Raw genomic sequence first — 14,103 nt, forward strand, 5'->3', positions numbered from 1 at the left:
ACGAAAAAAGTCGGTACGGTGGCAGACCGCATGAAGCCCGCCGCGCGGGTTGACCCGACCGCGTACGGCACCGTACCGACATCGCACGCGCTCGCGAGCAACGTGCTTTTAAAGCACTCCGGCGGGCAGGCGAAGTGATGCCCGCCGCCCTGGCTCGAACTTTTGCAGCACCTTCAATCGCATCTCATCCAATGGGCACTCCGCAAATCCGCTCCGCGCGCACCCCGCTTATGCCGGCAAGCGACGCGCGGCTGCCTGAGACGAGGCCTGTCGCCGAAACCGGCCTCGTGCACATCGCTCCCGGATTGCTCGGCAAAACATCGCGGATGCGCTCACTGATGTTCTGGATCGTGGGACTGATGGGCTTTCTCGCCGTCATTCTGGTGGTGCTTCACCTCGGTTCGCTGCAAAAGATGACCGAACTGATACGCTCGGCGCGTCCCGGATGGATGCTGGTCGCGCTTGCGGTTCAGTCCTGCACCTATGTCAGCGCGGCATTCGTATGGCGCAACGCATTGCGCCAGGCCGGACATCCCCTGTCTCTGCGCGCCCTGATTCCACTCGGCATCGCCAAGGTGTTTACCGATCAGGTGCTACCGAGCGGCGGCATCAGCGGCACGATGCTCGTGGTGCGAGGCTTGACCGGCCGGCAAGTCCCTGCCGGGATCGCGATGGCCGCCATGCTGGTCGGCATGGTGTCGTACGACGTCGCCTACCTGCTCGTGGTGCTCGTAAGCGCCGGCGTGCTGTGGCTTCAGCATCGGCTGAACGTGCCGCTGATCGCCGGCGTGGCGATCTTCGTGACCATGACGGTGGCGGTTCCGGCTGCCGTGCTGGGCCTCAAACAATGGGGCCAGCGTGCGCCGATTGCATGGCTCAGCAAGTGCCTGGGCGTCACTACGCTGCTTCAGGAATTGACCGATGCGCCTGGTCACCTGCTGCGCAGCCCGCGCCTGCTGTTGCAGACAGTGGGACTACAACTGGCCATCTTCGTCTTCGATGCCTTGACGCTCTGGCTTGCGTTCAATGCGATCGGCGAAGTACCGCCGCTTTGGGTCGTGTTCGTGAGCTTCATCATCGCGTCGATGGTGGCCACTATCGGTCCCATTCCGGTCGGCTTGGGAACCTTCGAAGCGACCTCCGTGGGGATGCTGAGTTTGCTTGGCGTGTCGGTGGAAGCCGCGCTCGCCGCCACTCTTCTGCTGCGCGCCCTGACGTTCTGGCTGCCGATGCTGCCCGGCATCTGGTTGGCACGCCGGGAAATACGGCGCCACTAGGAAACGCCGATCGTATTCGACGTCGTCAGGCCCACCCACGACATGCCTGCTCTCAGGCCTTCCAGTACCGCCTCCTGCGGCGTGCTGAAGATCTGGTCGTGCGTGAATTCACGCACGACCAGACCGTCTTGCGCAGCAATGCTCGTACCGATCAGACAGTCGAATTCAGCGCCGCTTTCGCGCGCGCAAGCCGTGACGGTCCAGCCGCCGCCGTCCACTTTTCCTGACAGGCTCATGACGTTTTGCCTCGCGCATAATCAACGCGGTTAGTGTTCGACACCCGCGGTTTGCCAACTACCTAACTGATCTTCAGATGCGCAAACACGGGAATTTTGGCTGCGGCGAGCGCGAACGCGAACACCACGGTCGCCGCTAGTAGTCCACCAATCAACTCCGGGGGGAGTGCCGCCATCGCGATTCCGCCCATCGCAAGACCGGCGGCGATCAGTACATCGGCAACCGAAGAAGCGACCATCCACACGCTCGGCCGCGTGCCCCACATGCGCCGCCTATGTCGAATCGCGTACAACGTGGCCTGCCCACCGAATACGAGGACCACAAAGGTCAGCGTGCGCAAGGCGTCAATATTCAGGCCCATCGCGAACTTGCCGATAGCTAGCACGCCACTGCAAAACGTCACGAGAGCCAGGCCGATGAACACACCGACGACGGTCAGGTTCGAGATGCGCCAGGCATTCGGCAACGGGGACGGTTCGACCCGGTCGGTCGTGAGCGACATCGCAAGGAAGTCACCCGCGATCATCAGAATCACCATCAACAGCGGGGTCAGAATCGCGTGACCGGTTATCAGGAGACCGATCACCAGCAGGAAGGCAGTCGCGATCTTCTTGAGGACTGAATTCAGCGTGTAGGTGAGGATACGCTGGAACGTCAGGCGCCCTTCCTTGACAGCCATGACGATGCCGCCGAGGCCCGCTTCGGTGAGCACCATGCCGGCCGCCGACTTGGCCACGTCCGTCGCCGTCGAGACTGCGATACCGATCTGCGCCTGGCGCAGCGCGGGCGCGTCGTTGGCACCGTCGCCACACATGCCGACGGTGTGGCCGGTTTGCTGGAATGCCTTGACAAGTTTGTATTTGTCTTCCGGCAGAACACCAGCAAACACGGCGAATGCCTGCGGTTCAACCTGATCGGGGACGTAGCCCGCCGGGCAAGTCGGACCGGTGAGGCCGATCGCCTGCGCGACGATCGCGGCCGTGGCCGGTGCGTCGCCCGTTACCATCACGACACGCACCCCAAGCCCGTGCAACTCCTTGATGAGCGCCGCAGAATCGGCCCGCGGCGGGTCGCTCAGCGCGACGAGGCCGACCAGTTGCAATGCATCGGTCGCGCCCGCCGCGACTGCCAATACACGCAGGCCCTGACCTTCGAGTTCTGCCGCCCGTGCCTGCGCGGTCGGCGAAGCTTGCGACAGCGAGACGACGACCGCGGATGCCCCCTTGACGATACGCTGGATCTTCCCCGATGGATCGGTCACGGTCGCCTCGGATGTCTTTGTCGACGGATCAAACGGTTTTAGCGCGGCAAGCTTCAACACGCCGGCCGCGGTGGTATGCGCAATACGCGACGCCGCGTCGCGGATCGCCTGGTCGACAGGATCCTGATTGCCTTCAGCGCTCGCCAGCGCCGCCAACGTGAGCACGTGGCTTATGTCGAAACCATGCATCGGCGCGACCGTGCTTACACTCAACGCATTGCAGGTTAGCGTGCCGGTTTTGTCGGCACACAGCACGTCCATGGTGCCGACCTCGTCGACGGCGGACAGGCGGGTCGACAACACACCCTGCGCCGCAAGCGCTCGCGCGCCGAGCGCAGCCGACAGCGTGAAAGTGGCTGGCAGTGCAACGGGGATAGACGCCAGCACCGCTGTCAGGATCAGCGGCACGATGTCGGCGAGCGGCATGCGCAGATATAACGCGTAGCACACCAGAAAGGCGATCACGGTCACGCTGAACGCCGCGAGATTGCGGACCACCAGCAATACGGCCTTTTGCTGCGAACTCGCCACATGCGCGGTACGCACCAGCTCCGCTGTCTGGCCGAAGCGCGTATTCGCACCGATGGCGGTCACGAGCGCCAACGCCTCGCCGCGCCGCACGAGGGCTCCGGCGAAAGTCTGCGTGCCGGACGTTGCTTCGATCGGTACAGATTCGCCCGTCAGCATCGAATGGTCGAGCAGTGCGTTGCCGGACACGATCCGCATATCTGCCGCCACCACACCGCCGAGCGAGAGCTTGACGACGTCGCCCTTGACAAGATCCGCCGCCGGAACGATCGACCATGTTCCGTCGCGTAGTACAGAGGCGTTCATCGCCAGGCGCGACTTCAATGCGGCCAGCGTCGCCTGTGCCCGGCTCTCCTGCAAAACGCCCAGAACGGCATTGAACACCAGCAGTCCTGCAATGATCCCGGCCTCGACGAAGCGGCCGAGCACGCACTGCAAGATCACGGCGGCCTCAAGCATCCACGGCACCGGTGCCCAGAACTTCTCCAGCACCATGCGCCACGTGCTTGGCGACGTGTCGGGGAGCGTGTTCGTGCCCGACTCGGCGCGCCTGCGGCGCGCTTCACTGCCGCTCAGACCGGTCCTGACCATTCCATCCGGCTGGCTTACCGCTTCCATGATCGGCACGGGCGTAACGGCAGATGCCACACTCATTCTCCTGGGCCGAAACAATCTGCAGCCGATACCCCATTGGACGATCAGAGCGCCACAGCGTGTCGACTGAACACCCGTGGTTCGCCAACCGGCAGGACGACTCGACCGTGCACCTCATTGATCACATCGGCCGCCGAGAGGTAGAACGCGAGCGCCGCCGTCACAAGTCCCAGGTAGCCGCCCGCCATGCGCAAGATGACCGAACCGGTCCACTCGCCGCCGGCCAGCAGACCAAACGTGATCCACAGCGCCAGAAAGATGGCCTGCAACGCGCGCGGCGAGCGGAACGTGGCCAGCCACATATAGAACGTGAACGTCCCCCACAGGAACAGGTACCAGCCGACGAACGCGGCCGGCACCTTGTCATGCAGAAACAGCACGAACAGTGCGAACGACCACCAGAAAGCCCCATAGCTGAGAAAGGCGGTCGCGCCGAACGTATTGCCGCGCGGCAACTCCATGATGCCGGCAATGGCCTGCGCAGTCCCGCCGTAAGCGAGTGCGCAGGCGAGCACGAGGCCCATCGACTCGCCCGAAAACCAGCCGGCGTTGATCATGCTCAGCAGCCACGTCGTCAATGCAAAGCCAGCGAGACCCAGTGGCGCAGGGTTCGCAAGTGTAGTTCGGATCGGTGCGCTGGCCATGGCCTGCTCCTGAAGATGAAAAGCGATCCGGGGAAGGCCGCGAGCTTCGCGAGAGGTCACCCGAGCTGATCGAGAATCGCCGGATTTTCCAGCGTGGATACGTCCTGTGTGATCTCTTCGCCGGCCGCCAGCGAGCGCAGCAGACGCCGCATGATCTTGCCGGAACGGGTTTTAGGCAGATTCTCGCCGAAGCGGATTTCCTTCGGTTTCGCAATCGGCCCGATCTCCTTGCCCACCCATGCGCGCAGTTCGTTCGCGATTGCAATCGCGTCGTCGCCAGTTGGCCGTTTGCCCTTTAACACCACGAACGCGACGACAACCTCGCCGGTCGTATCGTCAGCGCGACCGACGACGGCGGCCTCCGCAACCAGCGGATTGGCGACGAGTGCCGACTCGATCTCCATCGTGCCGAGCCGGTGGCCCGACACGTTGAGCACGTCGTCGATACGCCCGGTAATCGTGAAGTAGCCGGTGTCCTCGTCACGTACCGCACCGTCACCCGCGAGATAGAGCTTGCCGCCGAGTTCCTCAGGGAAGTAACTCTTCGTGTAACGGTCCGGATCACCCCATACGTTGCGCAACATCGAGGGCCATGGACGTTTGATGACGAGAATGCCACCCTGTCCGTTCGGCACATCGCGGCCGGTCTCATCGACCACCGCGGCCATGATGCCCGGCAGCGGCAGCGTGCACGAACCCGGCACGAGCGGCGTGGCGCCCGGCATCGGTGCGATCATGTGACCGCCCGTTTCGGTTTGCCACCAGGTGTCGATGACAGGACAATGGCTGTGGCCGACGTGCTCGTAGAACCACGTCCACGCAGCCGGGTTGATCGGTTCGCCGACCGTGCCCAGCAGACGCAGTGTCGTCAGGTCGAAACGGTCCGGATGCACCTTCGGATCGGATTCGGCCAGCTTGATCAGCGAGCGGATCGCGGTTGGCGCTGTGTAGAACACCGTCACGCGGTGTTTCGCGATCATCTGCCAGAAGCGGCCGGCGTTCGGCCAGGTCGGCACGCCTTCGAACACCACCTGAGTCGCCCCAATCGCCGTCGGACCATACGCGATATAGCTATGACCGGTAATCCAGCCGATGTCCGCGGTACACCAGAACACATCGCTGCGCTTGGCGTCGAAAGTCCACTTCATGGTTTGCGCGGCCCACATCAGGAAGCCGCCGGTGCTGTGCTGCACGCCTTTCGGCACGCCGGTCGAACCGGACGTATAGAGGATGAAGAGCGGATGTTCTGCGTTGACCCATTCCGGCTCGCAAGTGCCCTCCTCGGCTTGTGTGAGTTCGTGCATCCACAGGTCGCGTCCTTCGTGCCAGGCGACCTTGCCGCCCGTGCGCCGATAAACGATCACGCTCTTCACCGCCTCGCAGCCGCCCATCGCGAGGGCTTCATCCGCAATATTCTTCAGCGGCAACGCCTTGCCGCCGCGCATCTGTTCATCACAGGTGACCAGCGCAACCGCGCCCACATTGACGATCCGCTCATTGAGCGACTTCGACGAGAAGCCGCCGAATACGACTGAATGGGTCGCGCCGATACGGGCGCAGGCCTGCATGGCCACAATGCCTTCGATCGACATCGGCATATAGATCACCACGCGATCGCCCTTCTTTATGCCACGGGTTCGCAGCGCATTGGCAAAGCGGCACACTCGTTCAAGCAGCGCACGATACGTCACTTGCGTGACGGTACCGTCGTCGGCTTCGAAGATCACGGCGACATGATCACCGTTGCCTGCTTCGACATGGCGGTCGAGGCAGTTGTACGACGCATTCAGCGTGCCGTCTCTGAACCACTCATAGAACGGAGCACGCGATTCGTCGAGAACCGAAGAAAACGGCGTTTTCCACTGCAGTGTTTCGCGCGCGAGACGAGCCCAGAATGCCGGGTAGTCGCGCTCTGCCTCGGCGACCAGCGCGCGGTAGGCATCCATGCCGGAGATCGCGGCGTAAGCCGCCACGCTGGCGTGTGGGAGGAAGGCCTGCGGCTCCTCCAGAATTGATTCGGTAGTTGACATTTCGTGTCCCTCGCACGCTTTCACGCGTGCTCTATAGATGTTTTTCGGCTATTCGTTGCAGCGCTTCGGCGCAGCCAGTAGCCGTGCGCAATCTGACCAGGCAGAGAATTGCCAGGTAACTTCAATATGTTGTCGCGCAGCGTGATGACCGCGGGCCCCGCTGCGTCGGGCATGGCAAAGCAATCCACGGGATCGGATGGATCTCGCGATGGCCGTTCCTGGCGCCATTCGGGGACGGCGGACGAGTCGGTCGGGGACGCCCGGTCACGCGAAACTGCCTGGGTCGCTGCGCTTGGGAAACACTGCAGGCCTACGGCGACGCTGCGCGTATGTTGGGGGGAAGTCGGTACGGTGCCGTACCGGCCCGGAAGATTATTGGGTGCTCATTGATTCAGGAAAGCGTACACCACGTGAGTATGATTGGCCGTTCGTCTTTGTCGTACGGCCCGTCATCCCGGAACGCGGTCCTCGTGGTCGATCTCGCCTGCAGCGTGTCCCCAGATCTCCTTATCGCGTCCTTCCGGGGTACCTTCACGCTCCCATATTTCCCGCGCCCTTCGCAAGATACGGGCTTCTCTTTCCGAGGTCGGCTCGCGTTGTTCGACTGTTGCACCTCGTGCATCGACATGAACGCTGATGACGTCGTATCCGTTAGCGAGCTGATTCCAGGATTTGACCTGTTTCATCTCTTCAAACTGACGAGTTGCCGTCGCAATTGCCTGTTCTTTTGTGCCTTGGGCCACTGCAATGCGCATCAACTCACCGTGATGCGGATGCCCCTGGTGATCAAAAAGCGTCTTATGGAAGATCACCTCGTAGGGTCGGCGCTCCGAGGCGCCACCGCTTAACCTGGTCATCGACACGATACCGATGAGATGTTTGTCAGCACGATCGAGAACGGCCAGACGCTGCACGTGGTTCTCCCGCATGATCCGCGCGGCTTCTTCGGTCGTATCGTCGCCGAAGCAAAAAAGGATCTCGGCCGACATCGCCTCGCGTACTGTCATCTCGGCGACATTGCGTCCATCGGCGACCCCACGCATCGTGATATCGCGATCCGTGATCATTCCGATAACGCAGTCGTGCTGGCATACCGGCAGAGCGCCGATATTTTCTTTCTTCAGCCTGCGGGCGGCAGTATCGAGAGTTTCCTCCGCCTGCACGCAGACTGGCTCGCTCATTACGTCTCTGACTAGCACGACATTGCTCCTCGTTCAGATTTCTATGATGGAAATGCCCGCCCAACGCGGTTAGCAGCGGATCTCGGATCGGGGAGGATGCGGCTGAAAGCGTGATATAGGCGCCGTCCTGGCGCCTTGCGATTCAGTGTACGCCTCGCGTGGGGGAGAATGCGTATCACAGGGCAAAGAAAACCGGCGCGCGCTGAATCGCGAGAACCGCCCTGTTGCAATGATTGCGACCGTCGCTCCGTGGGCCACCTTGCTGGCGAGCGTCTGACGAGCGGGACCGTCTGCTCCAGGCTGGATTCGGTCCCTCATAAGCTTCAGTGGCCTCCCTATCGCTTACACTCCCTGGTTCAGACAAGAAAAGACTGTAGGACCACCCAAAGGGTATACAGTGAGAGAGTCGGTCGCCTTGAGCGACCTCCATCTCCGGGCTCCATGATGCGATCGCCAATTAAATCCACCACTTTCACGACTAGCAGCGAAAGCGAGTATTCCATCGAGCGCAGGACGCGTGCTCACGCAATCGATACAGCGGACGCTTTGCGAGCGGAAAAGAGGCGCGCCAGTTACGCCGCCATCGACTCCAATGCTAGCAAGTGGCGCTACGTGGCCACGGGCGTTACGGGCTGATCGTGGCACTTCAATTCCCCAACCCCAGCCGGAGCTACGATGCTTCCCGGCATTGTGTGTGTTTCTGGGGATACGACAATTCGCGCGAAATCACCTTCCTGGTCGACGACGCCATGCTAAGAAATCTGCAACCTGGCGTGGGATCCGATGAGCGGTCGATACTCGGTGCCTTCGACCAGGGTCGTGAAAAGATCCTCGAAATCGCGAAAAAGCTGTATGTCAACGGTCCGCAGAACCGGTATTCAATTTCATAAGCTGTGGCTGTGTCGCGGGAGTGCGCCGGAATCTGCCAGCTCCGGATCTTGCTGGACGCCCGGACCACCTGTGAAAGAAGCGACATTAGTCCCTCGGTTCTGATGGCGATGATCCGTCTGAGTTACTCGTCGGCATCCACCTGACCGACAGTGTCCTGGCGGCTATCAGTCTGCACACCCCTGCCTCAAAGACCGCCGGCGCAGCGACGAAATAAGATCACGTGAGACGGCCAGTCTGCGTCAGGTCCCCGGCATCCCATGAACTTGAAACACCATTCGATGAGCAGTCCCTTCACCGTCCCCGACACAGCCCAAAAAGCCACTACTCGGACCGATTTTCATAAAAGTGGGAGAGCAGCATGACGGATGACCAGGTGGACACGGTAGAAATGGCGGAAAACAGGAAACGGAGAGAAGCCGGGGCGCCTGCAACCGAGTCTGGCGCGGCTGTCGCGCCGGAGCAGAATACGACAGCCATTGATGCGGATGGTGACCTGTTGCAGAAATCTTGGGGCAAGCGTGTCTGGGCAAGGCTGGGAGCATGGGGAGTCCACACGCACGTTCGTCACCCGCGGCCCGAATAACCAGCGTCTAGCCGTTCAGTTCATGAACACGACGCGCGGGTGCGGAGGCGTGGCGGCGCATCCCAGACTGGCCGGGATATGAACATGCAACTTCTCGGCGACGTCATTGGCCACCGTAAGTCGCAGATCTGCGTCGGTATAGGCGCAACGCTCTGCGAAAGCGGGAGATTCGCTGGCTCGATGAACACCATGTATTGGGCTACGCAATCAATTGGGATTGTATTCCCGGATATGACTCGCGCCAGATGGCGCCTCCAGTCAGAGGGACTGTTACGTGAAGGAGTTGGCAAAATGACCCTGAATTACGCAGGCAGATCGCACGATGAAGCCGTGGCCGCGCGCCACGGGCAGAAACAGAAGGCACAGGAACAAGCTGGCGGCGAGATGGCGGTAGAAGGTACCGAGGCCGACGCGACACATAGTTGTGGCGAACTCTCCGAACGGGGCAAGCAGGTCTGGAGAAGTGGAAGCGGGATCAACGGCGGGGGGAAAGAATGATGCGGCCATGTCAATCTGCAGTGGTGCGGATGGCTCTGGTGAATATAAATGGTCAGGAGAATACTGCTTATATAAATAGGCATCCTTACAGAATCGACAGAACAACGTTCCAGACGGCGGCCGCAGCGACATCTTTGAGGCCCAGCTTAGCGAGATTGAATTGACCTTTGCGAATGCGTTGCATCAACTCGATGCCTGCAAGGGTTGTCGCAGCGTTCCTAAAATGCTTGAACCCGAGCGTGACATTGGTCCTTGACTTGATGCGGCGATGGTCCTGTTCGATCAGGTTGTTCAGATATTGCGAGGATCGGACCTTCGCGTCCTCCGGCAGCACGCCGGCGGCCTTCATCTCCCGCACAGCACGATGTGAGGCGGCATAGCCATCGAGCGTGATGGTCCTGGGTGGCTGGCCCCGATGTTTGATTGCGTTGCTGAAAAAAGCCCTGGTTGCCTTCACATCGCGTTTGGCCCTGAGCAGGAAGTCCACCGTGTGTCCAGTCCGATCCACCGCACGATAAAGGTAGAACCATTTGCCGCGGATTTTCAGGTACGTTTCGTCGACGCGCCACGACGTGCCCGCAGGCTTGCCGAAACGGTTCCAGCGCTTGACGAACTCCGGCGTGAAGCGCTTTACCCACCGCAGGATCGGTGTGTGGGCCAGCGACAGCCCACGCTCGGCCATCATTTCGACAAGATCACGCAGGCTAAGCTTGTAGCGCAGGTACCAGCGCACGCACAGAATAATCACGTCGCGGTTGAAGTGACGGCCTGCGAACAGTTCGTCCAGACTCTTTAGATTGCTCATTGCCGGATGATGAGATCGGGGAAACAAAACTTTAACCGATTCACCGTCACGAATTGCACCAGAACCATATTTCCTATGTGTGCCGGATTCGCTGTATTTCATCTGCAGAGGGTATACAGTGGGTTCATCCGCAAAATTGTTTGATATGCAACTGTCCTGGCACCAAGCGGCTGCAGCGCCGTCCATAAGCGCTACTGTGCGGTTAGCAGACACAGGTCAACCCAGCGCTCTTCCGGCTGTCCGTCGGCAGCCCAGAGCCTTCGAATGCCCCAGTGGCGGCTCACCCTCACGTTCTCTGCGCCGAAGTCCGCGTTCTCGTCACGTGAGTGGCGGCGGGATGGCCGTGCCCAAGCCGTGGCGCCGTCCATGAACTATCCGAACAAAGGCCATACGTATGCCGCATTTTCACGGAAGTTGGTGCGGATTTCGGTGTCGCTGTACCAGTTCGACCAAACGGCTTACGGCAGCAGAGTTTGCGGCTAGCGTCTACTCGCTCAAATTCTGCTTAACAGGAACACATTATCATGACGATTCCAACCATCGAATACAGAGGGCACGAATTGCGTGCCTATTCAAACCAGGTCTTCCCCCGCACCGGGACCCATATGCCAAAGGGTCGAGACGCTTTGCATCGGTCGTGAGGATCGGTGCTGGACCGTCTTCCAATGCCGGGACACGGCGCTATACGGTGCAGTTTGCAGGAACCGATCCCGCTCTATCCGTCGACGCACTAAACCTTGCATTGCAATATGGCAAGGACATTATCGACGGCAAAATTCAACCGGCGCAGTTGTGAGTCGCGAACGTACACCTATCCGTCCGCTGGAAAGATCGAGCCCTACCATGAAATATCCGCTTTACGTCAATCGCATCAGCAGTACCCAGTTGCGTGCGCATTTTCCCGATTTTCCGCGAGTCGACCTGATCGGAAGTTCCCGCGCAGAAATCGAACTCAACGCGCAGTGGCTCATCGAACAGGCATATGACGGTAGTGATCAGCCAATCTCCGCACCAACCAGTGACACAGAGCTACGCGCTCTCAGAGCGGATGGCAGCGATGGACTTTGGGTGTTCGTCGAAATCGATCTGGCACGCGTGTCTTCGACAGCCGTCGAAGTCCGGTTTAACATTCTCGACACCCTGCTTGATCGCGTCGACGCGGCGGCAACGGAACATCATATGACGCGGGCTGCCTTTTTTTCGCGGGCGGCGATGCACGAACTGGAAGAGAACCGAGCGTCGCGAATTGCGCAGACGCCTTCGTCCCCGGCGAAGAGTTTTATTTCCATATTAGGAGCAAATGATGATCGGCGATCAAGTCAACCTTGAAGAACTGGAAGAAAGCAACAGGTGGCGCGCTCTGCAGGAGACCCGCGCCGAGGGTGGTGTGCCGGTAGTACCGGCTATGCCAGTCCGTATCCCGTAAAGAGCACCCAAACAGTGGATAAGAGAAGCCCGGAAGTGGCTCGCTGTTGGCGGTCGCATTATTTAGTGGATTTTGGCGCGTCAAACGAAACGCCAGTTCGTCGACTCACGACGAGCGCGGAAAAGGCCGACGAAACGCTGGCCTCTTTGAATCCACGAGGCGCGCTGACGTCATTGGGGTGGGGAACGGGCAAACGTCCTTGGATGCTCAATCCAGGCGCCAAACGGCAACGGGCGCGTTAAAGCCTGCCTTCGCCAAACGCTAAAAATCGTCTTGCATCGGCCGTCGGCATTGGCGGTCTAAACTCATTCTCGGGCGTCTGAACGCAACGACCCAGAAGAATCGGTCGGCCATTGATCGACCCGCCGTATGGCGGTGCGAGGCTGGAGGTCCTCATGTAACGAACAATCGAGTATCGCGGTTTCGAATTTCACATTGATTTGGTATCCACATCGAAGTGGACATGTTCGACGTCTGGTTTCGTTTCGAAGGACACGTCAAACTTCCCGGCGTGGCGGCGCCCGGCGAGCGTATCAAGATCCGGGGCGGACCGTTTTCCCGTCGCTGGCCTTATTTCGTAGCGGAGATCGCCGGCCACGCCGCGATCGATGTAAGGGACCTCAGCTTTCTCGCTCCCGGTCGCATGTAGTCACCCCGCTCCGTTTCGGCTCCCGGCATTTTTCTCGCACGCCTCCAGACAAAAAAAACCGGCGCTTGGCCGGCTTCTGCTGACTGCTCTTCAGCAGTCGCGCGTCTGACGCTTATCAGACGCGCTGTCCCGTGGTTTGAGGCGCATTGGGCGTTTGAGATTTATGTTCGACGCCGTCGTTTTGAGCTTCGGCCTGCTTGCGCTTACCATGCTCAAACTGCTGTGCGCGCCGCTGGATCGCTGCCTGGCCTCGACGCGGTTGTTCTCGGATTGATGTCGGTTCGTTACGAACCCGGTTGTACTGCAAAGAAAACCGCGGCGCCGCGCGGCTATTCGCCGTATGTCAAGTTTGACTCGGGAAACGCGACTACGTTCAGAAAATAGTTGTAAAAGTGGGCCGCAACCGCCGATGACTCGTCTATTGGGCGGACTATCATCAATTACCGTTTGCCATTTCGTGCGCGGCAGCGAGCGCGAGGAACGCAGATCCCGACATATGCCGTTCTTTCGCCGTGGTATCGATCTGATGGACCGGCTCCCGGGTGGGGTGATGTTCAGTTGCATCCACACCGAGCATTGACAATGGGGCAGCCATTGCTGGCCCTGAGCATGATCGAACACCGGAAGCCAATCCTGCCGGCAGAGCGCGATGCCTGCATAAAGCCGTGTGCCCGCATCTCGCCTTCGATGAATTCACGGGGGGCATTCGGATAGGCGTAAGTCGGGAAACGATGCCGATGCCGGCAGTTTTGCTGCGCGTAATTCGTCGGTGCTTTCTTCGTGACAGCGGCCGTGTGTAGTTTGCCGATTCAAGTCGCTGAATCCGTTTCCTGTCATTGCTGGCGCAAGCGGGTGGCGGCCATCGACCAAGCAAGGGTTGGCCACTGCACCGCCTGCAGCCGCGTCCACCAGTCGAGCGCTGCCGCTGCGTAACTCAGCGCGGCGATTACATGGCCACAATCGTGTTGGCAGTAGCGCCAGGTGGGGGTATGCCGTCTTTGCACGCCTCGAGCCAGTGGATTGGAGCTTATGCCGACCAGAACACCACTCACTGTCCGGGAATGCTCGGTCCCGCTGGGATCATCCACTGTAGCTTGATGTTCAAACGCATGATCCCTGCTCAGGTAGTGGTAGACGCATCCGGACAAGCCGGGCAGACCCGGACACAGAAGATAGCCCACGGCCGGATGCAGACTTCCGGTCGAAGGGTTGCAACGCAGTGCCGACGGTTCTGGTGCAATTCGTGACGGTGAATCGGTTAAAGTTTTGCTTCCCCGATCTCATCATCCGGCAATGAGCAATCTAAAGAGTCTGGACGAACTGTTCGCAGGCCGTCACTTCAACCGCGACGTGATTATTCTGTGCGTGCGCTGGTACGTGGTCGGGCCAACCCGCGCGGCGGGCTTCACGCGGTCTGCCACCGTACCGACTTTTTTCGG

Annotated in this window: 11 protein-coding genes; 5 read left to right on the forward strand and 6 right to left on the reverse strand. The window is 60.2% G+C overall.

All coding sequences use genetic code 11. The annotated features are described in order from the left end of the window. Window positions 1-338: 338 nt before the first annotated feature. On the forward strand, window positions 339-1,277 hold the full coding sequence (locus HV796_RS37150; RefSeq protein ID WP_246356262.1) for a lysylphosphatidylglycerol synthase transmembrane domain-containing protein: 939 nt from the start codon (window positions 339-341) through the stop codon (window positions 1,275-1,277). Here HV796_RS37150 and HV796_RS37155 read toward each other — a convergent pair. The 5 genes from HV796_RS37155 to HV796_RS37175 form a co-directional block, all read right to left on the reverse strand. Further along, the gene (locus HV796_RS37155; RefSeq protein WP_175232836.1) at window positions 1,274-1,513 is read right to left on the reverse strand and encodes a UDP-glucose 4-epimerase; all 240 of its coding nucleotides are present in this window, start codon (window positions 1,511-1,513) and stop codon (window positions 1,274-1,276) included. The genes HV796_RS37150 and HV796_RS37155 overlap by 4 nt on opposite strands. Window positions 1,514-1,575: 62 nt before the next feature. Further along, complete coding sequence (locus tag HV796_RS37160) at window positions 1,576-3,951, reverse strand: HAD-IC family P-type ATPase (RefSeq protein ID WP_246356263.1); 2,376 nt, start codon at window positions 3,949-3,951, stop codon at window positions 1,576-1,578. 50 nt (window positions 3,952-4,001) lie between these two features. Continuing rightward, window positions 4,002-4,601 (reverse strand): acetate uptake transporter, encoded by a 600-nt coding sequence (locus HV796_RS37165; RefSeq protein ID WP_175232837.1) that lies wholly within the window; start codon window positions 4,599-4,601, stop codon window positions 4,002-4,004. Between the two features lie 56 nt (window positions 4,602-4,657). Beyond that, window positions 4,658-6,631 (reverse strand): acetate--CoA ligase, encoded by a 1,974-nt coding sequence (gene acs, locus HV796_RS37170; protein ID WP_175232838.1) that lies wholly within the window; start codon window positions 6,629-6,631, stop codon window positions 4,658-4,660. Between the two features lie 449 nt (window positions 6,632-7,080). Further along, a complete protein-coding gene (locus HV796_RS37175; protein WP_175232839.1) occupies window positions 7,081-7,812 on the reverse strand; it encodes a CBS domain-containing protein in 732 nt (243 codons plus the stop codon). Between the two features lie 638 nt (window positions 7,813-8,450). Here HV796_RS37175 and HV796_RS37180 point away from each other — a divergent pair. Continuing rightward, the gene (locus HV796_RS37180; RefSeq protein WP_175232840.1) at window positions 8,451-8,702 is read left to right on the forward strand and encodes a DUF1488 family protein; all 252 of its coding nucleotides are present in this window, start codon (window positions 8,451-8,453) and stop codon (window positions 8,700-8,702) included. An 875-nt stretch (window positions 8,703-9,577) separates the two neighbouring features. After that, window positions 9,578-9,784 carry a hypothetical protein gene (locus HV796_RS37190; protein ID WP_175232845.1) on the forward strand — a complete coding sequence of 69 codons (207 nt, stop codon included), beginning with the start codon at window positions 9,578-9,580 and terminating at the stop codon, window positions 9,782-9,784. Between the two features lie 85 nt (window positions 9,785-9,869). Here HV796_RS37190 and HV796_RS37195 read toward each other — a convergent pair whose 3' ends face one another. Further along, window positions 9,870-10,589, reverse strand: a complete 720-nt coding sequence (locus tag HV796_RS37195; protein ID WP_175232846.1) for an IS6 family transposase — start codon at window positions 10,587-10,589, stop codon at window positions 9,870-9,872. 843 nt (window positions 10,590-11,432) lie between these two features. On the opposite strand from HV796_RS37195, the gene HV796_RS37200 reads away from it, so the two are divergent. Both HV796_RS37200 and HV796_RS37205 read left to right on the forward strand, forming a co-directional pair. After that, window positions 11,433-11,918 (forward strand): type II toxin-antitoxin system HicB family antitoxin, encoded by a 486-nt coding sequence (locus HV796_RS37200; RefSeq protein ID WP_175232842.1) that lies wholly within the window; start codon window positions 11,433-11,435, stop codon window positions 11,916-11,918. Window positions 11,919-12,478: 560 nt separating this feature from the next. Then, window positions 12,479-12,664, forward strand: coding sequence for a hypothetical protein (locus tag HV796_RS37205; protein ID WP_343053065.1), 186 nt, complete (start codon window positions 12,479-12,481; stop codon window positions 12,662-12,664). Window positions 12,665-14,103 lie beyond the last annotated feature (1,439 nt).

It is taken from the genome of Paraburkholderia humisilvae, assembly GCF_902859855.1.
Classification (GTDB): domain Bacteria; phylum Pseudomonadota; class Gammaproteobacteria; order Burkholderiales; family Burkholderiaceae; genus Paraburkholderia; species Paraburkholderia humisilvae.

Bases quoted from the DNA above. Each gene is read 5' to 3' on its own strand.
- HV796_RS37190 (WP_175232845.1), top strand. From the start codon at position 9,578: ATGACCCTGAATTACGCAGGCAGATCGCACGATGAAGCCGTGGCCGCG.
- HV796_RS37150 (WP_246356262.1), top strand. From the start codon at position 339: ATGTTCTGGATCGTGGGACTGATGGGCTTTCTCGCCGTCATTCTGGTG.
- acs (WP_175232838.1), bottom strand. From the start codon at position 6,631: ATGTCAACTACCGAATCAATTCTGGAGGAGCCGCAGGCCTTCCTCCCA.
- HV796_RS37205 (WP_343053065.1), top strand. From the start codon at position 12,479: ATGTTCGACGTCTGGTTTCGTTTCGAAGGACACGTCAAACTTCCCGGC.
- HV796_RS37155 (WP_175232836.1), bottom strand. From the start codon at position 1,513: ATGAGCCTGTCAGGAAAAGTGGACGGCGGCGGCTGGACCGTCACGGCT.
- HV796_RS37200 (WP_175232842.1), top strand. From the start codon at position 11,433: ATGAAATATCCGCTTTACGTCAATCGCATCAGCAGTACCCAGTTGCGT.
- HV796_RS37175 (WP_175232839.1), bottom strand. From the start codon at position 7,812: ATGAGCGAGCCAGTCTGCGTGCAGGCGGAGGAAACTCTCGATACTGCC.
- HV796_RS37165 (WP_175232837.1), bottom strand. From the start codon at position 4,601: ATGGCCAGCGCACCGATCCGAACTACACTTGCGAACCCTGCGCCACTG.
- HV796_RS37195 (WP_175232846.1), bottom strand. From the start codon at position 10,589: ATGAGCAATCTAAAGAGTCTGGACGAACTGTTCGCAGGCCGTCACTTC.